We start from the raw sequence: 22,997 nt of genomic DNA, 5'->3' as shown, positions 1-22,997 counted from the left end.
GCGGCCCGGATTCGCACGTCCCGGGCACTGCGCACGTGCCCCCTGGGGCCACGTGCGGCTACCGTTGTCGGGTGAACTTCGATGCGTACGCGCGGACGGCGGTCGACCTCGTCAACGCCGGCCTGGACGATCTCGCCGGACTGCGGGCGTTGTTCGCCGACGAGCAGGCCTACATGCGTGATCAGGTCGCGGAGAAAGACCTCGCCGCCTTCCGCCGCGCACAGCGGCGACTGCGCGAGGTCTTCGAGTTCGGCACCTCCGGCCGCGACAACGAGGCGGTACACGAGCTCAACTCGCTGCTCGAGGCGCACCCGGTGCAGCCACGCATCTCCGGGCACGACGCCAGCGACTGGCACATGCACGTGACCAGCCGCGGTTCCTCGGTGAGCGCCGAGTTCCTGGCCGGCGCGGTGTGGGGCCTGGCCGTGTGGCTCTGCGAGTACGGCAGCGCCCGCTTCGGCATCTGCGCCGACGAGCGCTGCGGCAACGTCTACCTGGACACGTCGTCCAACAACTGCCGCCGGTTCTGCTCGGAACGCTGCGCGACGCGGTCACACGTGGCAGCACACCGGGCACGCAAACGCGCTGTGGCTGTGTCTGATGGCCTCGCTTCGCTCGGCGGCATTTCGCCCCGGTAGGTCGATATGCGCTTTTGGATGCTGTTAGACCATGTTCCGGGTCTCGGCCTGCATGTCGGTTCCGCTTCTTCGGGGTACGCGTGAGCGGGTCTTGCGGAAGCCGACCCGTGCCCGCTGTTCCGGCGCTAGGCCGGCTTTGCCTCGCCGCCCGAGCGCGACCGCCGGGAAACAGCATCGCCTGACGGTTAGGGCGGCGAACGTGGGCAATCCGATCCGGTCCCGCACACCCGCGGCAAGCAGCCCGGTGCTTGGCGAGCAGCCGGGCGCGGCTCTTGTAGCGGGACGGATTGGTGTTTCCCGGCGGGCGCGGTGGGGCCGGGACGGAAGTCTGGCTTGCGCGGGGAGGGCGGGTGCGGGTCGGCTTCGGCGGGACGCCGGTCACGCGTACCGATGAAAGAGCGTGACCGGCGAGCAGACCTCCACGGAAGCTAGGCCTGGGTGGTTGCGGGGGTTGCTGAGGCGGCTGGGGTCAGGTGTTTGCGGGCGAACTCGAGGGACTCGCGCAGGTCGGCCTCGCGTGCGGGGCGGCTGGGCGCCTTGCGGGTGTTGATCTCGAGGGCTACCGAGCCGGTGAAACCGCGGTGCGCCAGGGACTGGAGCAGCTCCGCGCACGGCTGGTTGCCGCGGCCGGGCACCAGATGCTCGTCGCGGCCCTCGCCCGTGCCGTCGCCGAGGTGGACGTGCCGCAGGCCGGAGCCCATCTTGTCGGCCATCTCCAGGGCGTCGATGCGGGAGGCCGCGCAGTGCGACAGATCCAGCGTGTACGAGTCGAAGCCGGACTCGGTGGGATCCCAGCCCGGCGTGTACGGCACGAACCAGCGCCCGGCCATCTTGACCGGGAACATGTTCTCCACCGCGAAGCTCAGATCCGGGTGCCGGGCCTGCACCTTCGCCAGGCCCTCGGCGAAGTTGCGCGCGTAGTCGCGCTGCCAGGTGAACGGTGGATGCACCACGACCGTCGGCGCGCCCAGTGACTCGGCGAGCTGGGCGGCCCGGCTCAGCCGCTCCCACGGGTCCGAGCTCCACACCCGCTGGGTGACCAGCAGGCAGGGTGCGTGGACCGAGAGCACCGGGACGTCGTAGTGGTCGGCCAGACCCTTGAGGGCACCGGCGTCCTGGCTGACGGCGTCGGTCCACACCATGACCTCGAGGCCGTCGTAGCCGACCGTGGCCGCCATCTCGAACGCCGCCGCCGTCGGCTCGGGGAAGACCGAGGAGCTGGAGAGAAGCACGGGAACGCGGGAACTCACGCCTACCAGGGTAGCCGCGCCCGTCAGGCCCGGATATATCAGCTCTAAACGGTCGTGATCCATCGGTGGGCGTACGCTGACCCGGATGAGCAGCACGCAACCCCCCGCGGAGGTCGCCCTCGACTTCCCTCGGGAATGGATCGAATTCCTGGATCCCGCCGACGAGCAACACCTGGTCCGAGCCGACCTGACCTGGCTGCTCTCCCGCTGGACCTGCGTCTACGGCTCCGCCTGCCGCGGCATCATCGGAGGGCGAGCCGACGACGGCTGCTGCTCGCACGGCGCCTTCTTCACCGACGCCGACGACGAGAACCGCGTCAAGGCCGCGGCCGCCAAGCTCACGCCGGAGACCTGGCAGCACTACCGGCGCGGGTTCAAGAACTACACCGAGGTGGACACGGTCGACGGAACCAAACCCGCCCGGCGTACGGCCACCCGATCCGGTGACGGCCCCTGCGTGTTCCTCAACGACGGCACCTTCCCGGCCGGCGGTGGCTGCGCCCTGCACGCCCAGGCTCTGCGGGACGGCGTGCACCCGCTCAAGTACAAGCCCGACGTCTGCTGGCAGCTGCCGGTACGCCGGGAGCAGGACTGGATCACCCGGCCCGACGGCACCAAGCTGCTCCAGTCCACTTTGACGGAGTTCGACCGCCGCGGCTGGGGAGCCGGTGGCCACGACCTGGCCTGGTGGTGCACCTCGTCCCCGGATGCCCATGTCGGCACCGAGCCGATGTACCTCACCTACGCCCCGGAACTGACCGCCCTGATCGGCGAGGCCGCGTACCGGAAACTCGCCGAGCTCTGCGCGGCCCGCCTGAAGTCCGGCCTGATCGCCATCCACCCGGCCACCGCGAGCGCGCAAGCGCCGAAGCGCCGCGGCGGACGTGAGCCCGCGTCACCCCGCCAGGTGTAACCATCTTGCGCGCGGGGTGGTCGCATGCCAACCTGTCACTGAGCAATGCTCGGTTGGGGAGGCCAGGCGCCCAAGGACGGGCGCCTGGCCGATCCCATCAGGGTTCGAACTTGTAGCCGAGACCGCGCACCGTGACGATGTAGCGCGGAGCCGAGGGCTCCGGTTCGACCTTGGAGCGCAGGCGCTTGACGTGCACGTCCAGGGTCTTGGTGTCGCCGACGTAGTCGGCTCCCCAGACGCGGTCGATGAGCTGACCGCGGGTGAGCACCCGGCCGGCGTTGCGCAGCAGGAGCTCGAGCAGCTCGAACTCCTTCAGCGGCAACTGCACGCCGGTGCCGTCGACCGTCACGACGTGACGCTCCACGTCCATCCGGACCGGGCCGGCGGCGAGCGTCGGGGTGGTCACCTCGGCGGCCTCGGTGCCCTGGCGGCGCAGCACCGCACGGATCCGAGCGACCAGCTCACGTGGCGAATACGGCTTGGTGACGTAGTCGTCGGCGCCGATCTCCAGTCCGACCACCTTGTCGATCTCGCTGTCCCGGGCGGTGACCATGATGATCGGGACGGCTGAGCGCTGCCGCAGCTGGCGGCAGACCTCGGTGCCGGACATCTCCGGCAACATGAGGTCGAGAAGCACGATGTCGGCACCGGTCCGGTCGAACTGCGTGAGCGCCGAGGTTCCGGTCGCGGCGACCGAGACCTCGAACCCCTCTTTGCGCAGCATGTACGACAGGGCGTCGGAGAACGACTCCTCGTCCTCGACCACGAGCACGCGGGCCAATGAAGTTCCTTCCGTCGTCGGCGGCTGGGTCAACGCCCGGCCGCACCAGACTCGATCTCAATCGCCGTCGGTGACGACGAGGGGGACTCAGGGGGGCGCGCCGGTAGGCGCAAGGTGAACGTAGAACCGTCGCCGAGTGAACTGGTCACGTCGACGCGGCCGCCGTGGTTGGTGGCGATGTGCTTGACGATGGCCAGGCCGAGGCCGGTTCCGCCGGTGGATCGCGAGCGGGCCTGGTCCGCTCGGTAGAACCGTTCGAAGATCCGGTCGACGTCCTGTGGGGCGATGCCGATTCCCTGGTCGGCGACGTCGATCTCGATCCACTCATCGCGCTGCCGCATGGTGAGCGAGACCTTGGTGTCCTCGCCGGAGTACGCGATGGCGTTCTCGACCAGGTTGGTGACGGCGGTGGCGATCTGGCTGTCGTTGCCGTACGCCATGGCGCCCTTGGGACCGTCGTAGACGATCTCGATGCCCTTGGCCGAGGAGGTGGTCCGGGTCCGGTCGATCACCTCGGCGATCACCCAGTCCAGCGGGACCGGCTCCGGGTCGGGCAGCGGTTCGGCGCCCTGCAGGCGGCTGAGCTCGAGCAACTCGCTGACGAGCCGACCCATGCGGGCGGACTCGTGGTGGATGCGCTCGGCGAAGCGGCGCGCGGCCAGCAGGTCCTCGGACTGCGCCTCGGGGGCGGTGTCGGGCAGCTGGGTGGCGTCGAGAAGCGCCTCGGCCAGGAGCTGGAGTGCCCCGATCGGGGTCTTCAGCTCGTGGCTGACGTTGGCGACGAAGTCCCGGCGGACCCGGGCGAGCCGGTGCGACTCGGTCACGTCGGCCGCTTCGACGGCGACATGCGTCGCGTTCAGGGCCACGGCGCGCAGATGCAGGCCCAGCGGGGCCTGCGCTCCGCCGGCGCGGCCGCGAGGCAGGTCGAGCTCCACCTCCCGGCGTACGCCGGTACGCCGCACCTGTCCCGCCAGGGTGCGCAGGATCGGGTGGGCCGCGATGGTGCCGGGCGCTCCACCCGAGCGGAGCAGGCCCATCGCACGTGCCGCCGGGTTGACCAGCACCGGGTAGTCGTCCACGTCCAGGACGACGACGCCCACCCGCAACGAGTCGAGGCTCTTGCGACCGAGCCCCTTCAGGCCGTGCTTACCCGCCGGGCGATCCTCGTCCGGTTCGATGGCGGCTCTCCCCTCCAGCGGTCCCGACCCGGCCGATTCGCCCGGCCGGCGGACCCGCGCCAGGACGAGCCCCGCTCCCACACCGACGGCAAGCGCGGCTGAGACCAGGCCGACGGCATATTCCCACTCCACGCTGCGATCGTAGGGTCATTGTTTACCTGAGCCACAGGGCCAAAAGGACGAAACGGGCGCGCGTCGAATAATGTTCACCACTGCGCCCGGCGTCGTTCACCGCTGTTCATGTTGAGGCCGCCGTCTCGACCTAGCGTGAGCAAGACACACCGGCCGGCGCCCGACGTCGGCCCTGAGCACCCGGGACCAGAACATGCGCGAGGAGTATCAGGCCGACCTCATCGAGGTGAGCCGCCTGCTGGTGACCATGGCGGAGGCGGTTCGTGCCGCACTCCGCAAGGCGACGACCGCGCTGCTGACCGCGGACCTCAAGGCCGCCGAAGCGGTGATGGAGCGGGACGCCGAGGTCGACGCGATCTACGAACAGGTCGAGGCGAAGGTGGCGGACACCATCGCCCGGCAGGCGCCGGTGGCCGGCGATCTGCGCCGCGTGATCACCGCGCTGCACATCTCCGCCGACCTGGAGCGGATGGGCGACCTGGCCGAGCACGTGGCGAAGACCGCGTCGCGCCGGCACCCGTCGCCCGCCGTTCCGGCCGAGCTGCGCCCGACCTTCAAGCAGATGGCGGAGGTGGCGGACCTCATGGCGGAGAAGATCACCGCACTGCTGCAGAACCCGGACGTCAACGCCGCGGCGGAGCTGGAGAAGCAGGACGACGCGATCGACGACCTCGAGCGTCACCTCTTCAAGATCATGCTCGACGACGACTGGCCGTACGGTGCGGAGACCGCGATCGACGGCGCGCTGCTCGGCCGCTTCTACGAGCGGTACGCCGACCACGCGGTGAACATCGGCGAGCACGTGATCTACCTGATCACCGGGGAGCCGGTGAGCAGCCAGAGCTGACACCGGGGGAGGGAGGGCCGGGACACCACGGGGGCGTCCCGGCCCCATCCAACCGCCCCGCCCGCCACCCAAGAGCGGACTGAAGGCTTTCCTTCCTAGCGGCCCTGGTTGGCCACCGCGGCGGCGGCTTCCTTCGCCGCCTCCGGGTCGAGGTACGTGCCGCCCGCGTTGATCGGGCGCAGGTTCTCGTCCAGGTCGTAGCGCAGCGGGATGCCGGTCGGGATGTTCAGCTTGGCGATCGCCTCGTCGGAGATCTCGTCGAGGTGCTTGACGATGGCGCGCAGCGAGTTGCCGTGCGCGGCGACCAGCACCGTCTTGCCGGCCCGCAGGTCCGGAACGATCGCGTCGTACCAGTAGGGCAGGGCGCGCTCCAGCACGTCCTTCAGGCACTCCGCCTTCGGCAGCAGCTCCGGCGGCAGGTCCGCGTACCGGGCGTCGCCGAACTGGGAGAACTCGGAGCCGTCCTCGATCGGGGGCGGCGGTACGTCGTACGACCGGCGCCAGAGCATGAACTGCTCCTCGCCGTACGCCTCCAGGGTCTGCTTCTTGTCCTTGCCCTGCAGGGCGCCGTAGTGACGCTCGTTGAGCCGCCAGTGGCGCTTCACCTCGATCCAGTGGCGGTCGGTGATGTGCAGGGCGATCTCGCTGGTCCGGATCGCGCGGCGCAGCAGGCTGGTGTGCACCACGTCGGGCAACACGTTCTGATCCCGGAGGAGCTCTCCGCCACGCCGGGCCTCGTCCTCACCCGTGGCGTCCAGGTCCACGTCGACCCAGCCGGTGAAGAGGTTCTTGGCGTTCCACTCGCTTCTGCCGTGCCGCAGGAGCACCAGGGTTCCAGTCATGAGCACATTTTCCCCCGTGGCCCCGGGCGATGTGCGGGCCACCCGGTACGTGTCCGCCGCCACATGGAAACCCGGTTGCGCCGACCCCTAGGTTGTAAGGCAGCGGACCTTGATCAGTGCTTACCGGGAGGCGTCGTGCGGGGTTGGTTACGGGAAGCCGCCGGTGGCCTGCCGCGGCAGTTCTGGTTCCTCTGGACCGGCACCCTGATCAATCGCCTCGGCGCCTTCGTGGTGCTCTTCCTGAGCATCTACCTCACCGGAGACCGCCACTTCACCCAGAGCCAGGCCGGCATCGTCCTCGGGCTGTACGGCGTGGGCGGCGCGATCGGCACCATGACCGGCGGCGTTCTGGCCGACCGCTGGGGCCGGCGGCCGACCATGCTCACCGCCCAGTTCGGCGCGGCCGCGCTGATGCTCACGCTGGGCTTCGCGGAGACGTACGCGCAGATCGCCGTCGTGACTCTGCTGCTCGGCATGTTCGCCGAGGGGGTCCGGCCGGCCTTCTCCGCGATGATGGTCGACGTCGTGCCGGAGCACGACCGGGTGCGGGCCTATTCGCTGAACTACTGGGCGATCAACCTCGGCTTCGCCCTGGCCGCGGTGGCGGCCGGTCTCGCCGCCCAGGTCGACTACCTGCTGCTCTTCGTGGTCGACGCGGGCACCACCCTGATCACCGCGATCATCACCGCGATCTTCCTGGCCGAGACCCGTCCGAGCCGGGCGCACAGCACCGGGCCGGCCCTGGCGACCGGCGGCATCGGCACCGCGTTGAAGGACCGGGTTTTCCTGGTCTATCTGCTGCTCAGCCTGGCGTCGGTGCTGGTCATCCTCCAGCACGCCTCGACGCTTCCGATCGCCATGCTGGCCGACGGGTTCTCGGCGGCCACCTACGGCCTGGTGATCGCGGTCAACGGCGTACTCATCGTCCTGGGTCAGCTCTTCGTGCCCCGGCTCATCGCCGGCCGCGACAGCGCCCGGGTGCTGGCCCTCGCGACGCTGATCATCGGCGCCGGCTTCGGGTTGGTCGCGGTCGCCGAGGCCCCCTGGATGTACGCGGTGACCGTGGTCATCTGGACACTCGGCGAGATGCTCCAGTCGCCCAGCAACGCCAACACCGTCGCGGCCCTGTCACCGCCGGCGCTGCGCGGCCGCTACCAGGGGCTGAATTCGCTGACCTGGTCGATCGGTACGGCGCTCGCGCCGATCCTCGGCGGCCTGGTGCTGCAGAAGGGCGGCGACGTGGTGCTCTGGGTGGGTTGCTTCGTGCTCTGCGCCGCGGCCGCGGTGGGCCAGTTCTTCGCCGGGCCGGCCCGGGCACGGCGGGCCGAGCAGCAGCGCCGGGCGGAAGCGCGTGCCGCCGAACTCGCCGCAGCGACTCACTGAGACCCGCATCACCCACCGGGCCGGTCGGCTCGGTGGGTACGGCCGGAACCTCGCAGCTCTCGCCAAGGGAACACATCGGACGTTGCGCTAATCGCGCGCGCAGGGCACAAACCGCACACGGCTGGAATGCGCACGCCAAATGATCGGATGCGCAACAGATGCAGTAAATGAAACACGCTGGAAACAAAAGCGCCGGCGGCGGCGGGCGACACCCATCCCCATAGGCGCCGCCCGCACTAACCGCCGGTCTCGGGTCGCGCCGTCCCCCAACGGCTCATGCCACCCGTCCCCAAACGCCGATCCGCGGCGATCGTTGCCGATCGACCCGTTCCCCGAACTGACGGCTCGGCGTCCATCGACCACGCTAGTTGGGGCAGTCAAGCCTCACAACCCGAATTCGTGTCGACATCTGTCTCAACCGTCACAATCGCCGACAACCAACCGATCGGAGGATCCACCAATCACTCGTCCGGGCTCATCGGCATGGAAAAAATTACTAGGCCGACGGGCGCGAAAACGACGCGATCCTCTGTGGACTCGGACCGCCGGCGGCACCCGACAATCTTTCGTTCATCAATTTCTAGTCGGCGGACTCGGCGAGGTGCTTGAACGCCTGAAGGTTCGCCAGCGATTCACCGCGCTTGACCCGCCAGTCCCACTCCCTGCGGATCGACGAGCCGAAACCGATCTCCAGCATGGTGTCGAACGACTCGTCGGCGTAGGTGAGCACCGAACCGAGCAGCCGGTCCAGCTCGTCCTCGTCCAGCCCGGTCAGCGACACCCGGCCGGTCAGGTAGACGTCACCGACCGCGTCGATCGAGAAGGCGACGCCGTACATCCGGGCGTTGCGGCGCAGCAGCCAGGCCCAGAGCTCCTCGTGCCGCTCGTCGGGCCGGCGCATGACGAACGCCTCGATCCGCAGCGAGTGCTCGCCGACGATCAGATTGCAGGCGGTCTTCAGCTTGTGCGTGCCGGGGAGGCTGACCACGTACGAGTTGTCGCCGGTGGACTCCCACTCCAGCTCGCGGTCGGCAAGGACACGCTCGATCAGTTCGCTCACCATGCGCAGGCCGCCCTCTCCAGCCGGGCGGCGATCAGCGCCCGGTGCTCGGTCATCGCGTCACGGTAGACCCGCAGCAGTGATTCGGCGGTCCGATCCCAGGAGAAGCGGGACGCGTGGGCCACCGCGCCGGCGGCGAGCCGGAGCCGGTAGCCGGGCGCGTCGAGCAGTTTCTCCAGCACCTGGGCCCAGTCGGCGGGGTTGTGCCCGTCGACGAGCACGCCGCTGATCCCGTCCCGGACCGCGGTGACCAGGCCGCCCACCGCGGCGGCGACCACCGGAGTGCCGCAGGCCTGCGCCTCGAGCGCGACCAGCCCGAACGACTCGTTGTAGGACGGCACCGCGACCAGGTCGGCGGCCCGGTACAGGGCGGCCAGGTCGGGGCCGGTCTGCGGAGGTAGGAAGACCACCGAGTCGGAGACACCGAGGGAGGCGGCCAGCTCGATCAGCGCGGTGGGGCGCTCCAGGCCACTGCCGCTGGGGCCGCCGCAGATCACCAGGGTCACGTCGGACGTACCCCGGGCGCGCATCTCGGCGACCGCGGAGATCAGCACGTCGGGCGCCTTGAGCGGTTGGATCCGGCCGACGAAGGCCACGATCCGGCCGTCGGTAGGCAGGCCGAAGCGGGCCCGGTCGGCGGTGCCCGGACGGAACCGGTCCAGATCCACGCCGGGCTGGACGACGCTGACCCGGGCCGGATCGGCGTCGTAGTGGGAGATCAGGTCCTGTGCCTCGAACCGGGTGTTCGCCACCAGATGATCGGATTCGGCGACCACCTGCTCCTCGCCGATCAGCCGGGCCTTCGGCTCGGGACGGTCACCGGCCGCGATCAGCCTGTTCTTCACCTTGGCGAGAGTGTGCGCGGTGTGCACGTGCGGCACACCCCAGCGTTCGCGGGCGAGCCAGCCGACCTGGCCGGAGAGCCAGTAGTGGGAGTGGATCAGGTCGTAGTGACCGGGCGGGTGCGCCGCCTCGGCCCGCAGTACGCCGTTGGCGAACGCGCACAGCTGGGACGGCAGCTCCTCCTTGGCCAGACCCTCGAACGGGCCGGCGGTGACGTGCCGCACATAGACGCCGGGCAGCATCTCGACCAGCGGGGGCAGGCCGCTGGTGGTGGCCCGGGTGAAGATCTCGACCTCGACGTTGCGCTCGGCGAGACGCTTGGCGACCTCGACGATGTACACGTTCATGCCGCCCGCGTCGCCGGTCCCCGGCTGCTCCAGCGGCGACGTGTGCACCGAGAGGGTGGCGATGCGTCGTGGGGCGGACAGGCCGCCGATTCGAAGCCCAGCCACGTATGTGCCCCCTCCGCATCGAATGTAAAAACTTGTTGCGCCAAGGTTCATCTTCCCCATCGGCGCTCACCGAACCACCACGCAGCCGATCGAGGGTGATCCAGGTCATTGCAAACCGGGGTTATCCCGGATGGTGCGAGAGGATTCTCGACGAAGTGTCATCGGTTTTCCGCCGCGGGAAGGCTCAGCTCATGCAGAACATCGCTGTCGTCACCGGCGCCTCCAGCGGGATTGGAGCAGCCACCGCCCGCCGGCTCGCCACCGAGGGATTCCATGTGGTCGCCGCGGCCCGGCGGGCCGATCGGCTGGCGGAGCTGGTCGAGGAGATCGGTCCGGGCGCCACCGCGGCGCAGTGCGATGTGACCTCGGACGAATCGGTGGCTCGGCTGGCCGAACTGGTGGCCGGGCTGGGTGGCCCGGTCACCCTGCTGGTGAACAACGCGGGCGGCGCCCGCGGACTTGATTCGGTCGCCGCCGGGTCGGTGGATGACTGGCAATGGATGTACGACGTGAACGTCCTCGGCACCCTGCGAGTCACCCAGGCGCTGCTCCCGGCACTCGAGGCGAGCGGCGCCGGCACGATCGTGACGGTCGGGTCGACGGCGGCCTTCACGGTCTACGAGGGCGGCGGCGGGTACGCCGCGTCCAAGCACGCCCAGACCGCCGTGGTCGGGACGCTGCGACTGGAACTCTCCGGCAAGCCGGTCCGGGTGGTGGAGATCGACCCGGGCATGGTGCGCACCGACGAGTTCTCGCTCAAGCGGTTCGGCGGTGACCGGGAGAAGGCCGACGCGATCTACGACGGCGTGAAGGAGCCGCTGGTCGCCGACGACATCGCGGACGTCATCGCGTTCACCGCGACCCGGCCGCACCACGTCAACATCGACCGTGTGGTGATCCGGCCGATCGCCCAGGCCGCCCAGCACAAGGTGCACCGGGAAAGGTAACGATGGCGAAGCCGGTCGGCGCGATCACCCGGGGGACGACGAATCCCAACCGGCTGCGGCGGGTCGACAACTTTCTCGCGTACCGATGCGAACTGCTATTGAAGGAAGCGGCGCGGCCGCTGGTGATCGACCTGGGCTATGGCGCCACGCCGGTCACGGCGGTGGAACTGCGCGACCGCCTGGCGGCCGCGGTCCGTGCGGACGTCGCGGTGGTCGGTCTGGAGATCGATCCGGTACGGGTGATCGCCGCCCAGCCCTACGCGGATCCGCCGTGGCTGGAGTTCCGGCGCGGCGGGTTCGAGCTGGCCGGGCTCGCCCCGGTGGTGGTGCGCGCCTTCAACGTGCTGCGCCAGTACGACGAGCAGGAGGTCACGGCCGCCTGGCGGACCATGACCGCGACCGGCGCGCTGCTGATCGAGGGCACCTGCGACGAGCTCGGCCGGATCGCCACCTGGGCGGTCGTCGAGAACGGCACGCCGCGCACCCTCACCCTGTCCGCCCGGTTGCCGGTGCTGGAACATCCGGCGGTCTTCGCCGAGCGGCTGCCGAAGGCGCTGATCCACCACAACGTGCCGGGACATCCGGTGCACGAGTTGCTGCGCGCGCTCGGCCGGGCGTGGGACACCGAGGCCACCCCGTTCGGACCACGGCAGCGCTGGTTGGCGACGGTACGCCGGATGCGCGCCGAGGGCTGGCCGGTGCTGGACGGCCCGGCCCGGTGGCGCCTCGGCGAGCTGACCCTGCCCTGGCCCTCGTCCGACCTCAGCCGTTCTGACCCAGCACCGACTTGAGAGCCGCCAGCAGGGCGTCCGCGGTGAACGGCTTCTTCACCAGCAGCGCGTCCGCGCCGACCAGGCCCTTGGTCACCGCGATGTCCTTGGGCAGCCCGGAGATGAAGACCACGCCGAGTCCCGGACGCAGGTCGCTGGCGGCGCCGGCCAGCTCACCGCCGGAGACGCCGGGCAGGGTCAGGTCGGTGACCAGCGCGGCGATCTCGCCCGGGTGCTCCCGGCACACCGACATCGCCTCCTCCGGGTCACCGGCCACCAGCGTCGCGTACCCGCGGCGCTCCAGCATGCGACGCATGATGTCGCGCAGGTCCTCTTCGTCGTCGACGACGAGGACGGTCGGCCGCTCGGCTACCGGCGCCTCGGACATGGCGGTCCCCCTCGGGCTCGGGTCGTCTTCACGCTATCCGTCGGCCCGGGGTCTCGTACGGCACTTGGGCCGGTCTCCTGCGGCGCCGGTCGGGTGGGCCGGGGTGAAGCAGCCGGCGGGCCCAGTCGTCGACTACCGTTCCGCCGTACTCGCGCACCAGTTCCTGGGAAGCTGAGGTGACCGGCCCGCGGTGTACTCCGGGTCGAGCACCACTAGCTGCCGGGAATGGCGCCGGAGACGCGCGACGCATGCCGTACGCACTTGAGGGAAAGCTGAGAAGGAACAGGAGCAGACCCGGGTAGCGCCGGGTTGCAGCCCCGGTGCGGCATTAGGCGATCGATTCCGATCGGCCGGATCACACCGGGGAACCTCTAAGCCGACCGTGCTGGGGGCCGAATCTCACCCTGTCAGGAACGCTGCACCCGCCACCGAGCACGCCACTAAGCAAGGAGAGCGATATGACCACCCTGCTGTCGCCCGAGATCGACGTCATCGGCGAGCTGACCGAGCGCTGCGATCGCTGCGGCGCGGCCGCCAAGTTGGAGGTCACGCTGATCAGCGGCGGCGAACTGGCGTTCTGTGGCCATCACGCCAACCGGCACCACGCCGACATCGTGCGAGTCGCGAGCAAGATCCGCATCGAGGACGGCTTCAGCTGGGCGGGCAAGTAACCGCCCGTACCGGTAGGCCGCGTTATGCTCTTTCCCTCACGTCTTGGGGGTATATGTGCATATCGCGGCGCATGGCGTGGGCAGGCTGTCCCGGCTGATCGCCGGGTGCGCCGGTGTCACGGTCGCCGTTCTCGGTGCCCTGGACACGCGCACGCTCGACGGCGGCGTACCGCCGGACGGGGTCATCCCCGGTCCGGCGGTTGCCCTCGTCCCCGCCGGGATCGCCCTCCTTCTCCAGGTGGTGCCGGTCCCCGGTGAACGGGCCGCCCGGGTCCGCTCCGGCGCCGCCGCGCTACTCGCGCTGGTGGCGGCCGTGCTCGGCGGCGCCGCCCTGGGCGATCACCCCGCTGCGGCGGTCGCCACGATCCTCGCCGGTCTGGCACTGGCCTGTCTCGACCTGCGCCTGCCGCACCGCACCGGACTCGTGTCCTTCCGAGTCGCCGACCCGCTGCTGCTGGGCGCCGCCATCATCGCGCTGGTCGCCCTGGTCCCCCGCCTGTTCGCACCGACGTTCCCGGCCGGGAGCGGGCCGGACGGCGTCATGCCGCTGCCCCTCGCCGGCGCGCTGCTGCTGCTCGCCACCGGCACGATTCTGGCCCGGCCGGAAACCGGACCGCTGCGCACGCTGGACGACTCGGTGCCGCGCATCGCCGTACGCCGGCTGGTCCCCGCCCTGATCGCCGCGCCGATCATCGCAGCGGTGGTCAGCGCGCTCGCGGTACGCACCGGGATCAGCCGCCCGGCCGCCGCGGTGAGCACCGGGGTGATCCTCGCGGCGCTCGTGCTCCTCGCCCTCCTCGCATACCTGGTACGCACCCTCGACCGCGCCGACCGGCAGCAGCGTCACCTCGTCGCCGAGCTCCGCGACCGGCAGGACTTCGCCCAGACGCTGCTCCAGTCGATGAACGAGGCGGTCATGGTGCTCGACGCCAACTACCACGTGATCGACGTGAACCGCCGGTGGCGCGAACTGACCGGGCATCACGACGCCGTTCACGACCCCCCGCCGCTACCCCCGCCCGGCACCGGACTGGACTGGACGATTCCCCGCGCCGACGGCACCGAGGTGCCGGTGCTCGCCACCATGGCGGCCATCCCGGACGCCGCCGGCGCACCCCGCGGATACGTGGCCACCTGCGTCGACATCGCCGAACGCAAGCGCGCCGAGAACGCGCTCACCGAGCACGCCGCCGAGCTGGAGCGCGGCAATGCCGAGCTCGCCACGGCGCTCGCCTTCAAGAACGACCTGACCTCGATGCTCACGCACGACGTGGCACAGCCGATCAGCTCCATCGCCAGTCTCGCCGAACTGCTCTGCGCCGACTGGGCGGACCTGCCGGAGGACATCCGGCTGGAGCTGGCCACGAAGATCGACAAGAACACCCGACGCCTGATCAAGATGATGAACGATCTGCAGTTGCTCTTCCGGCTGGACACCGGCGCGGTGACCGCCCGCCGGGTGCCGGTGCCGCTGCTCGAGGTGGTCGAGACGGTCAGCGCCGGGATCGCCGGCGAGGGCGACGTGGAGATCACGATCGACGAGGAGCTGACCGCGCTCGCCGACCGCGGACACCTGACCGTCGTGGTGGAGAACCTGCTGAAGAACGCGCTCGGGCACGGGGCGCCGCCGATACACGTACGGGCCGATCGTCAGGATGCCGGCACGGTGCTGCTGGTGGTGCAGGACAGCGGCACCGGGATCCCGGAGGCGCTGCTGCCGGACGTGTTCGGCCGCTTCATCCGCGGCGCCGGCCTTGGCCTGTTCATCGTCCGCCACCTGGTCGAGGCGAACGGCGGCTCGGTCCGGTACGAGCAGGCCGTACCACGCGGCGCCCGCCTGCTGGTGACCCTGGAAGGCGCCCCGGCATAGCAGAAGGCCGGCCCGAAGGCCGGCCTTTGTCGCCTTCGGCGCCGTCAACCGCGCTCTTCCTCGTTGACCATGCCGTCGCCCCACATGTCGGTGTTGCTGATCCGGCCGCCCATCGGGGCGGTGCCGGACACGCCACCGCTCAGCGCACCGGGTGCGCCGACCCGGCGCCCGGCCGAGCGCATCTCCCGCTCGATGTTCTGAGGTCCCCGGATACCGGACGGGCTCTTGATGTCCGCGATGGTGGGCGCGTTGTGGATAGGGTTGTCAGTCAGGCCGGTGCCGGTCGGGTCGGCATTGCCGAGATCAGCGGTACCGGTGTCCCAGCCCGCGCCGGGGCCCGGCGGCGGCGTGGACTGGCGGTTGCGGATGCGCGCGGCCACCGACGCCGGCGACACCGGGTCGCGGCTCAACACGCCGCCGAACAGCTTCGTGCTGGCGCCGGTCGGCATCGGGCGGCCACCCAGCACGCCGCTCTCGACCAGGCCTTTGAACGTGGTCAGGTCGGCCTTGAGGCGGCGGTTGAGCGACTCCTGCCCGTGCCGGTCGCTCGGCATCAGGAAGGCGATGTCCGCCTCCAGCTGCGCGACGACCTGGGTCTTCGTCTCACCCATCGGACGTAACGTGATCGTCTCGGCGAGCAGCGGCCCTTCCATCGTCGACCAGGAGACCCGCTCGTCCGGTGACCGTTCGATGATCTGGGCGTCGAACTCGCGGCGTTTCCCGTCGACGTCCATGATCCAGTGTGTCTGGTCGGCACCGACCGACGTCACCTGACGCACGCCGGTCATGAATCGCGGGTAGTTCTCGAATGCCGCGAGCTGCTCGTACACCGTGTGAACCGGTGCGCTGACCTCGATAGCCTGCTGAACCATACTCATCGCAACTCTCCCATGCTGAAGTACCCGGCATGACAGAGAGTACGGAGACGAACGCACCTCGTGTTCAAATTCCTCAGACGCGTCGGAGGTACTGCCAGCGGCCGACCTCTGCGGCGTACCGGGCGTCACTCGCGGGAACCACCGTCACCGCGGCGTCCCGGAACAACTGCACCATTCGCGCCGACGGGCTGCGCCAGGCCTCACTGATCTCCACCACGGTCCCGGTGCTCCGGCACGCCGTGGCGAGCTCGCCGACCAGCGCCGGGCTGACCACGGTGTCCTCGATCCCCGACTGCGCCAGCAGCGCCAGCGGGCGGGCCAGCTGCGACGTGACATACCGGGAAGCCCGCTCGATACCGCTCACCGTGACCCGCACCAGCACCTCGGCCACCTGCTCGGCGGAAAGTACGCCGGCGTCGACCCGCGCGCGGATCTCCCGGGCGTCGAGCAGCTCGTCGCCGAGCGGCAGCGCGGAGACCGCGACCGACAGGGCGTCCAGCTGAGCCAGGTCCGGGGGCAGGGCGAGCCAGCCGTCCGGGCGTACGACCTCCACCTCGGCCGCCACCCGCAACTTCAGCTCGGTGCGGTGCCGGGCCCGGCGTACGGCGTCGGCGTACGCGGTGAGCCAGGTGGTGTCCGGACCTGCCTGGTCGGCGAAGGTGAGCGCGGTCAGACCGACCTGGTCGGCGGCCGAGACCACCACACCGACGGCATCCCGGCCGGCCGCGAACCCGGTGTGCACATGGGCATCCACCGTCAGATCCAGCGCACCGACGGTACCCAACGCACCGCTACCGATGACTGATTCGCGCTCTGCGCCCACGCTCTCTCCCTCAAGATGAAGGGACGGCATTTCCGTCTGTGGCAAAGACTGCGGCCCCAACGTTGTCTCCGGGGTCAGCGGCCGGTGCAGGTAAGGTGCGTCCTGAACCGGGCACGGCCGCAACCGTTCCGCACTCCGGACGCACCTCAGTGCGCATCCGGTGCCGGACAGCCTGGTGGCATGAAGGTCCGACATCGAAGCCGTACCGCGCTGGCGGCCGTCGCCACCGCGAGCCTGCTGGGTCCGCTCCTGCCCGCGACAGCGGAGCCCGCGGCGGCCGCCGCCAAGGTTCCGACCGTGACCGGCAACGCCAAGACCGATGGGACGCGGCTGAACCTGCGGCGCACCCCCTCGGCGTCGGCAGAGCGGTTCGGCTCGATCGCCGACGGCGCGAAGGTGTGGATCGTCTGCCAGGTCGCCGCGCAACAGATCTCCGGCACGGTACGGACCACGAACCTCTGGAACCAGCTGGCCAACGGCGCCTACGTGTCGGACGCGTACGTCGTGCGGCCGGCCACCCCGATCCCCGGCTGCGCGGTCGAACCGGCACCGGCACCCCGGATCCCGGCGCCGCTGAAGGGCGAGCTCTGGGGCGTCCCGGTCGGCGCGGGGCTGGTCAGCGGATTCCGTACCACCGCCCGCCCGTCACATGACGGGGTCGACCTGGCCGCCAAGCGGGGCACCCCGATCCTGGCCGCCTCGGCCGGCACGGTGATCCGGGTGGTCTGCAACGTCTCGGCCGGCAGCTGCGACGTGGACGGCAACCGCAACCTGAAGGGCTGCGGCTGGTACGTGGAGGTCCAGCACGCCGGCAACATCGTCACCCGGTACTGCCACCTGGTCCGCCGCCCGGTCGTTCAGGTCGGTCAGACCGTCACGCGCGGCCAGCTGCTCGGCCACGTCGGCACCTCGGGCTCGTCATCCGGGCCGCATCTGCACTTCGAGGTGCACGTGAACGCGGCGCCGGCGATCCATGCCAACGCGGTGGACCCGATCGCGTTCCTGCGTACCCGGGGGCTGAAGGTCTAGCGACGGGAGAACGCCCGCCGCGCGATCGCGACGGGCGTCAGTCTTGCACCTTTCACTCTTCCGTGTCGGATTTCTCCAGCATTCTGGTCAATGCGTGGACGGCGTCGTCGGTTGGTGAGGCGGCCGCCCGGTTCGCGTCCTGCAGCTCGCGGTACACCTCCTCGCGGTGCACCTGCACGTCGCGGGGAGCCTGAATGCCCAGCCGGATGACGTCACCACGGGCTTCGAGCACCGTGATGACGACGTCGTCGCCGATCATCACGCTCTCCCCGGCCCGCCGGGTCAACACAAGCATCGGTGCCCTCCTCCATCCATGGAACGGACAGCATGGCAAAGGCGCGGCCGCGAGGAAACACGACCGCGCCTGCACTGAACCTTTCTCAACCGGGGCCGCGGCCGCTCTGAAAAAGGTTCATGGAGGGTCAGAAGTTCCGATTCATGATCGCCCGGACCGGGTAGCTCGACCCGGAGAGGACGACCTGCATCGCGCGCATGCTGTCGCGGTCGACCACGATCGGCGCGAGGAGATTCGCGGTGGTCTCGTCGGTGCCCGCGGTGATGACCGTGAGCAGCAGCAGGCGGTCCGGGTCCTTGGTGTTCAGCGCGGCGAACACCTCGTTCTCGATCTCCGGGGCGTAGTCCGGGAAGAACGGCTCGGGCGGCGCGACCAGAAAGCGCAGATCCGGGTTGTCGAGCGACGTGAAGGCGTAGAGCAGTCCTTCTTCGTTGAGCCGCACCAGGACGAATTCCCGGTGAGCCGGGAACCCGGGCATGGGCACCGCCATCGAGATGGTCGGCAGACCCAGCGACGGGTCGGTCATGGTGGACTCAATCGGTCGGGATGCGGTGCGAATACTCATGGTCACCTCAGGAAATCGATGAGCGAGGGCTGGATCACCTTGGCCGTGGCGGCCAGGGCGGCCTGATACGAGGTCTGCTGGAGCTGCAATTCCATGATCGCCTTCGGCAGGTCGACATCCTCGATATCGGAGAGCTGCGACGACACGGACATCAAGCGATCCTCAGCGGACTGCTTCATCTGGGTAACCCGATTGTATCGGGCGCCTACGTCCGAAAGAGTGGAAGTTAGGAGATTAGAGGCTTTATCCAGATTCTCCAGACCAGTAGTAATGGAATCGGCATCTCCTTCCCGCATGGCTGTGGCTAGAGTGTCGAGAACCCGGAAGAGCTGCGCCGGATTGTCGTCCGGGAGCGGGTTGCCGGACCCGTCGAGGAGCTTGTCGGTGCCGAACACCTCCGGGCCCCGGACGTCCACCCGGACCCGCGCGTTCGGCCCGATCGCCCGGAGCATCTCGCCGTTCTTCTCGCCGACGTACGTACCTGTCGAGTCCCCATAGGCGTTGCCGCCCGGGGTGGCACCGCCGAAAACCGGCCGGTCCAGGTACTTCGTGTTGGCGTACTGGATCAGCGTGCCCTTGATCTCCTCGATCTCGACAGCGCGCGCCCGGTTCGCCTCGGGTGTGCTGGCGCTGCCGGTGCTGGCGGCCGCGACCGTCAGGTCGCGAACCTTCGCCACCAGCGCCGTGGCGCTCTGCAGCGTGTCCTGCACGGTGCCGAGCCGGCCCATCGCGTCGTCCGCGTTGGTGGTGTACTTCTTGTTCGCCCGGACCTCGCCGCGCAATTGGAGCGCCGTGACGGTTCCGGTCGGTGAATCCGAGGGGCGATGCAATTGCTTGCCACTCGAAATCTGATCCTGTGCGGTCTGGGTACGGCCGAGACTGCGTTGCAGACTCGCCATTGTCCGGGTCCGAACGCTGCTTTCCGTCACCCGCGGGCTAGAACTCATGCGCTGTGCTCCCTTTACCTACCGACCAGGCCGGTTCGGTTGATCAGTTGGTCGAGCATCGAGTCGATCGTGGTGAGTACGCGCGAGGCGGCCTCGTAACCGCGCTGGTACGTCAGCAGATTGGTCATCTCCTCGTCGAGGTTCACCCCGGACTCCGCGTCGCGTGCCGCGTCCACCTGGTCGGTCACCGCGTTCTGGATGTCGCGCCGGCGGATCGACGACTGAGCGGCCACACCCAGGTCCCCGATCAGCGACTGGTACTCGGAGTCCGCCCCGGTCCGGGAGGTGCCGAGCTCGGAGAGGTCGTCGGCCACCGTGCCGTCGAGCACCCGATCCTCCGGATTCACCGCGGCCGGGTTCCCGGAGGAGACCGCGAGCTTGCCCGGTGACTTGAGCAGTTCCTCGTTCACGACGATGTTCGACGCGGACACCTGCTGGTAGACCAGCGGGTTCGGGTCCAGCGGGTCGGAGCCCTTCGGCACGAAGAAGTTCATCGCAGTGGTGCCGTCCATGCCGTACCCGGGCTGATGAATCTGATTGACCGTCTGGGCCAGGGTCCGGGCGATGCCGTCCAACCGGCTCGCTATCCCGTGCAGGGTGCCGCCCTCGGCGAGCGTCTCCAACTGGGCGCCCATCGACCCACCGGCCGCCACCGGAGTCTCGTTGTCGGTCCACTGCAACTCGACGTCACGCGCCGGCAGGTCGGCCAGGCTCAGGGCGCCGGGTGACTTGATGTCGATCTCACGGGTGTGGAACTCGCTGACCAGCGGGGCGCTGCCGACGTAGACGTTGAGTGCGCCGTTCGGTGTCTCGTTCGCGGTGGCACCGATCAGCTCGGACAGCTTCAGCATCTGCATGCCGCGCTGATCCTGCAGCTCGTTGGCCTGGAGACCGGCGGCGGTGGCCACCACGATCTCCTTGTTCAGCTTCGCGATGGCGTCGGCGGCCTTGTTGACGTCGTTCTTGTACGTCTCCAGCCCGGACCGCACCGACTCGTACTGATTGTTCAGGGCGGCATGCGCGTCGTTCAGCGACGAGGCCACCGTGGTGGCCTGTTCGAGCAGGGCCGACTTGGGTGCCGTCTTGTCCGGGTTGGCGGATACGGCGTTCCAGCCGTCCCACATGTCCTGGAGGCGAGCCTGCAACGCGGTGTCGCTCGGCTCCCCGAAGACGTCCTCGATCAGCCCGTACGCCCCGGCCCGCTCGTTGTGGTAGGCGGAGTTCGAGTGCTCGGTGAAGCTGCGCTGGTCGAGTGCGGTGTTGCGCAGCCGGTCCACCGACGAGACGGTGACGCCGCTGCCCACCGCCGAGGTGGTCGCGTAGACGCCGGGCACCAGGTTGGCGTTCTGCGCGTGCATGACCACGCGCTGCCGGGTGTATCCCTCGGTGCTGGCGTTCGCGATGTTCTGACCCGTGACGTCCAAGCCCCGGCGCTGCGCGTACAGAGACGTGAGTGCCGTGTTGAGTCCGCCGAATGTGCTGCCCATCAGATCGCCTCATCAACCAGAGTGGGGCGCCGCACGGCGCCGCTGACGGTCTGGCCCTGCGGTCCGTACGTTTCCACAGTCTCGGCGAACGCGAGCATGGTTTCGCGAGCCGCGCGCTGGCCGGCTGTGAGCAGATCGCGGTTGACGTCGGCCAGGGCCCGGATCTCCGACGTCAGCATCAGGAACGCTTTGCGGTGTTGGTGCAGCAGGTCCGACCAGGGATCCGGCGCCGCGTCGGCGAGTTCGCCCAAGGAGGCGTCCGGCGAGAGACCGAGCTCGACGGCGACCTCTTGCGCGTACGCCGCCCGGATGACCTCCGTCTGCCGGATCTGATCCAGTACCACCTCGACCTCGCGGGTGGCGTGGCTGAGCCATCGTGACCGGTTGGACGCGAGGAGCAACTGCTCCTCCTCAAGCTTGAACAGCAGCATCTCGAGCAGCTCACGTGAACGCCACAGCACGCTGGCCAGGTCGGTCAGGCTCACCCGGTCCTCCGTCGTATCGCTGGTCGGGCCAGCCCCCTCGGCAGGCCCGCTCATTCGGACAGGTCGGCACATCCGCCGTGTCGCTGAGCGGTTTCCGACGATCAGCACTTCTCCGGTTCGCCCGAAAAGCCCGAAAAAATCTCAGAGAATTCTCATGGTCTCTCGGCGACCCGCCGAATGGATGGGGCGTAACACCCACGGCTCACGGATGGGCCGGTTCAGACCCCGATCAAGGAGGAATCAACCCCATGGGTCTTCGCATCAACCAGAACATCGCCGCTCAGAACGCCTACCGGAACCTCTCGGTTACCGACAACCAGATGGCGAAGTCGCTGGAGAAGCTCTCCAGCGGTTTCCGCATCAACCGGGCGGCGGACGACGCGGCCGGCCTCTCGATCTCCGAGGGCCTGCGCTCGCAGATCGGCGGCCTCAAGACCGCCGTTCGTAACACCCAGGACGGCGTGAGCGTCGCGCAGACCGCTGAGGGCTCGCTCAACGAGGTCACCTCGATCCTTCAGCGCATGCGCGACCTGTCGGTGCAGACGTCCAACAGCGGCGCCATGGACGCCGAGGCGAAGGACGCCGCCAACAAGGAGATGAAGCAGCTCAACGCCGAGCTCGACCGGATCGGCAGCACCACGTCCTTCGGCAAGGCGAAGCTGCTGGACGGCTCGTTCGGTGCCACCAAGGCGATCACGGGCTCGGCCGGGGTGGCCAAGGACGATCTGGCCACGGCGACGGGCACCTCGGCCACCGGCCTGCGTGCGGGCTCGTCGTTCGACATCACCGTGGTCGACGGCAAGACGCTCGACACCCCGGTCTCCATCTCGTTCGCCGATGACGAGATCCCGGCCGGCGCGACCGGGCAGGACATCGCCAAGCTCGTCAACGAGAAGATCTCCACCCAGCTCAAGGGCGTGGCGGGCGAGAACTTCCAGGGCAACGAGGTGTCCATGTCCGCCACGACGGACGCCACTGGCGCCACCACCTTCAAGCTGAGCGGTGCCGGGGAGTTCAACGTGGGTGCCGGCGGCACCGACCTCCTCGCCCAGCTCAACCTTGCCCCGGCGGCCGACCTCGACAGCCTCGAGGACATCAGCGGTGGCAACACCGGCCGTTTCCAGGTCGGCGCCAACGCCAATGTCAACGAGCGCATCGCTGTCTCCATCGGTGCGGTCAACGCCGGCACTCTCGGCACCTCTGCGCTCGACCTGACCACGGCTGACGGCCCGAACGAGGCCATCACCGTGCTCGACAAGGCGATCCAGAACGTGTCGGACTCGCGGGCGGCGCTCGGTGCCATCCAGAACCGGTTCGAGCACACCATCAACAACCTGAACGTCGCGGTGGAGAACCTCTCCGCCTCCGAGTCCCGGATCCGCGACACCGACATGGCCCAGGAGATGGTCTCGTTCACGCGTGCCCAGATCCTGACCCAGGCCGGCACCTCGATGCTCTCGCAGGCCAACCAGTCGGCGCAGAACGTTCTGTCCCTGCTCCGCTAACCGAACTGCCACCGAGCG

The 22,997-nt window shown here is 69.3% G+C and carries 24 protein-coding genes; 10 read left to right on the top strand and 14 right to left on the bottom strand.

Features of this window, described 5'->3' with window-relative positions; genetic code table 11:
- Nucleotides 1-71 precede the first annotated feature (71 nt).
- Nucleotides 72-638 carry a CGNR zinc finger domain-containing protein gene (locus I4J89_RS36265; RefSeq protein ID WP_196418685.1) on the top strand — a complete coding sequence of 189 codons (567 nt, stop codon included), beginning with the start codon at nucleotides 72-74 and terminating at the stop codon, nucleotides 636-638.
- Nucleotides 639-1,066: 428 nt separating this feature from the next.
- Here the strand turns inward: I4J89_RS36265 and I4J89_RS36260 are convergent, their stop codons facing one another.
- Nucleotides 1,067-1,888 carry a sugar phosphate isomerase/epimerase family protein gene (locus I4J89_RS36260; RefSeq protein WP_196418684.1) on the bottom strand — a complete coding sequence of 274 codons (822 nt, stop codon included), beginning with the start codon at nucleotides 1,886-1,888 and terminating at the stop codon, nucleotides 1,067-1,069.
- An 85-nt stretch (nucleotides 1,889-1,973) separates the two neighbouring features.
- Between I4J89_RS36260 and I4J89_RS36255 the strand changes: the two genes are divergently transcribed.
- Nucleotides 1,974-2,801 carry a DUF3109 family protein gene (locus I4J89_RS36255; RefSeq protein ID WP_196418683.1) on the top strand — a complete coding sequence of 276 codons (828 nt, stop codon included), beginning with the start codon at nucleotides 1,974-1,976 and terminating at the stop codon, nucleotides 2,799-2,801.
- 97 nt (nucleotides 2,802-2,898) lie between these two features.
- Here I4J89_RS36255 and I4J89_RS36250 read toward each other — a convergent pair whose 3' ends face one another.
- Together I4J89_RS36250 and I4J89_RS36245 are read right to left on the bottom strand one after the other, a co-directional pair.
- Nucleotides 2,899-3,582 carry a response regulator gene (locus tag I4J89_RS36250; protein ID WP_196418682.1) on the bottom strand — a complete coding sequence of 228 codons (684 nt, stop codon included), beginning with the start codon at nucleotides 3,580-3,582 and terminating at the stop codon, nucleotides 2,899-2,901.
- Nucleotides 3,583-3,611: 29 nt separating this feature from the next.
- Nucleotides 3,612-4,892 carry a sensor histidine kinase gene (locus I4J89_RS36245; protein ID WP_196418681.1) on the bottom strand — a complete coding sequence of 427 codons (1,281 nt, stop codon included), beginning with the start codon at nucleotides 4,890-4,892 and terminating at the stop codon, nucleotides 3,612-3,614.
- A gap of 193 nt (nucleotides 4,893-5,085) precedes the next feature.
- On the opposite strand from I4J89_RS36245, the gene phoU reads away from it, so the two are divergent.
- Nucleotides 5,086-5,739: a phosphate signaling complex protein PhoU gene (gene phoU / locus I4J89_RS36240; protein WP_196418680.1), complete on the top strand. Its 654-nt coding sequence runs from the start codon at nucleotides 5,086-5,088 to the stop codon at nucleotides 5,737-5,739.
- Between the two features lie 95 nt (nucleotides 5,740-5,834).
- Here phoU and I4J89_RS36235 read toward each other — a convergent pair whose 3' ends face one another.
- Entirely contained in the window at nucleotides 5,835-6,581 is a 747-nt protein-coding gene (locus I4J89_RS36235) for a phosphoglyceromutase (protein ID WP_196418679.1), read from the bottom strand.
- Nucleotides 6,582-6,716: 135 nt separating this feature from the next.
- Between I4J89_RS36235 and I4J89_RS36230 the strand changes: the two genes are divergently transcribed.
- Nucleotides 6,717-7,964, top strand: a complete 1,248-nt coding sequence (locus tag I4J89_RS36230; protein WP_196418678.1) for an MDR family MFS transporter — start codon at nucleotides 6,717-6,719, stop codon at nucleotides 7,962-7,964.
- A gap of 580 nt (nucleotides 7,965-8,544) precedes the next feature.
- Here I4J89_RS36230 and I4J89_RS36225 read toward each other — a convergent pair.
- Both I4J89_RS36225 and mshA read right to left on the bottom strand, forming a co-directional pair.
- Nucleotides 8,545-9,027, bottom strand: a complete 483-nt coding sequence (locus I4J89_RS36225) for a type III secretion system chaperone family protein (RefSeq protein WP_196418677.1) — start codon at nucleotides 9,025-9,027, stop codon at nucleotides 8,545-8,547.
- A complete protein-coding gene (gene mshA, locus I4J89_RS36220) occupies nucleotides 9,021-10,319 on the bottom strand; it encodes a D-inositol-3-phosphate glycosyltransferase (protein WP_309238615.1) in 1,299 nt (432 codons plus the stop codon). The genes I4J89_RS36225 and mshA overlap by 7 nt, the downstream gene beginning before the upstream one ends.
- Nucleotides 10,320-10,510: 191 nt before the next feature.
- Here mshA and I4J89_RS36215 point away from each other — a divergent pair, with 191 nt between their 5' ends.
- A complete protein-coding gene (locus I4J89_RS36215) occupies nucleotides 10,511-11,266 on the top strand; it encodes an SDR family oxidoreductase (protein ID WP_196418676.1) in 756 nt (251 codons plus the stop codon).
- A gap of 2 nt (nucleotides 11,267-11,268) precedes the next feature.
- The gene (locus tag I4J89_RS36210) at nucleotides 11,269-12,057 is read left to right on the top strand and encodes a class I SAM-dependent methyltransferase (protein ID WP_196418675.1); all 789 of its coding nucleotides are present in this window, start codon (nucleotides 11,269-11,271) and stop codon (nucleotides 12,055-12,057) included.
- Here I4J89_RS36210 and I4J89_RS36205 read toward each other — a convergent pair.
- Nucleotides 12,029-12,424, bottom strand: coding sequence for a response regulator (locus I4J89_RS36205; RefSeq protein WP_196418674.1), 396 nt, complete (start codon nucleotides 12,422-12,424; stop codon nucleotides 12,029-12,031). The two genes, I4J89_RS36210 and I4J89_RS36205, sit on opposite strands and share 29 nt — an antisense overlap.
- Nucleotides 12,425-12,882: 458 nt before the next feature.
- Here I4J89_RS36205 and I4J89_RS36200 point away from each other — a divergent pair, with 458 nt between their 5' ends.
- Nucleotides 12,883-13,095 carry a DUF7455 domain-containing protein gene (locus tag I4J89_RS36200; RefSeq protein ID WP_196418673.1) on the top strand — a complete coding sequence of 71 codons (213 nt, stop codon included), beginning with the start codon at nucleotides 12,883-12,885 and terminating at the stop codon, nucleotides 13,093-13,095.
- 76 nt (nucleotides 13,096-13,171) lie between these two features.
- Nucleotides 13,172-14,965, top strand: coding sequence for a sensor histidine kinase (locus I4J89_RS36195; RefSeq protein ID WP_309238614.1), 1,794 nt, complete (start codon nucleotides 13,172-13,174; stop codon nucleotides 14,963-14,965).
- Nucleotides 14,966-15,009: 44 nt separating this feature from the next.
- On the opposite strand, the gene I4J89_RS36190 is transcribed toward I4J89_RS36195, so the two are convergent.
- Both I4J89_RS36190 and I4J89_RS36185 read right to left on the bottom strand, forming a co-directional pair.
- Nucleotides 15,010-15,843, bottom strand: a complete 834-nt coding sequence (locus tag I4J89_RS36190) for an SRPBCC family protein (RefSeq protein WP_230860153.1) — start codon at nucleotides 15,841-15,843, stop codon at nucleotides 15,010-15,012.
- A gap of 73 nt (nucleotides 15,844-15,916) precedes the next feature.
- Nucleotides 15,917-16,666 (bottom strand): hydrolase, encoded by a 750-nt coding sequence (locus tag I4J89_RS36185; RefSeq protein WP_196418672.1) that lies wholly within the window; start codon nucleotides 16,664-16,666, stop codon nucleotides 15,917-15,919.
- Nucleotides 16,667-16,846: 180 nt separating this feature from the next.
- Between I4J89_RS36185 and I4J89_RS36180 the strand changes: the two genes are divergently transcribed.
- Nucleotides 16,847-17,695, top strand: a complete 849-nt coding sequence (locus I4J89_RS36180; protein ID WP_196418671.1) for a peptidoglycan DD-metalloendopeptidase family protein — start codon at nucleotides 16,847-16,849, stop codon at nucleotides 17,693-17,695.
- A gap of 52 nt (nucleotides 17,696-17,747) precedes the next feature.
- Here I4J89_RS36180 and csrA read toward each other — a convergent pair whose 3' ends face one another.
- The 5 genes from csrA to I4J89_RS36155 form a co-directional block, all read right to left on the bottom strand.
- On the bottom strand, nucleotides 17,748-17,990 hold the full coding sequence (gene csrA, locus I4J89_RS51090) for a carbon storage regulator CsrA (RefSeq protein WP_196418670.1): 243 nt from the start codon (nucleotides 17,988-17,990) through the stop codon (nucleotides 17,748-17,750).
- A 127-nt stretch (nucleotides 17,991-18,117) separates the two neighbouring features.
- Nucleotides 18,118-18,516, bottom strand: coding sequence for a flagellar assembly protein FliW (fliW, locus tag I4J89_RS36170; RefSeq protein WP_230860151.1), 399 nt, complete (start codon nucleotides 18,514-18,516; stop codon nucleotides 18,118-18,120).
- A 41-nt stretch (nucleotides 18,517-18,557) separates the two neighbouring features.
- Entirely contained in the window at nucleotides 18,558-19,454 is an 897-nt protein-coding gene (locus I4J89_RS36165; protein ID WP_230860150.1) for a flagellin N-terminal helical domain-containing protein, read from the bottom strand.
- Nucleotides 19,455-19,516: 62 nt separating this feature from the next.
- A complete protein-coding gene (flgK, locus tag I4J89_RS36160) occupies nucleotides 19,517-20,989 on the bottom strand; it encodes a flagellar hook-associated protein FlgK (RefSeq protein WP_196418667.1) in 1,473 nt (490 codons plus the stop codon).
- Nucleotides 20,989-21,582 carry a flagellar protein FlgN gene (locus I4J89_RS36155; RefSeq protein WP_309238613.1) on the bottom strand — a complete coding sequence of 198 codons (594 nt, stop codon included), beginning with the start codon at nucleotides 21,580-21,582 and terminating at the stop codon, nucleotides 20,989-20,991. The genes flgK and I4J89_RS36155 overlap by 1 nt, the downstream gene beginning before the upstream one ends.
- A gap of 140 nt (nucleotides 21,583-21,722) precedes the next feature.
- Here I4J89_RS36155 and I4J89_RS36150 point away from each other — a divergent pair, with 140 nt between their 5' ends.
- Entirely contained in the window at nucleotides 21,723-22,979 is a 1,257-nt protein-coding gene (locus tag I4J89_RS36150) for a flagellin N-terminal helical domain-containing protein (protein WP_196418666.1), read from the top strand.
- The last annotated feature ends 18 nt before the right edge of the window (nucleotides 22,980-22,997 follow it).

The sequence above is a fragment of the Actinoplanes aureus genome, assembly GCF_015704865.1.
Taxonomy (GTDB): domain Bacteria; phylum Actinomycetota; class Actinomycetes; order Mycobacteriales; family Micromonosporaceae; genus Actinoplanes; species Actinoplanes aureus.
This window is presented reverse-complemented; position numbering and strand designations above follow the sequence as displayed.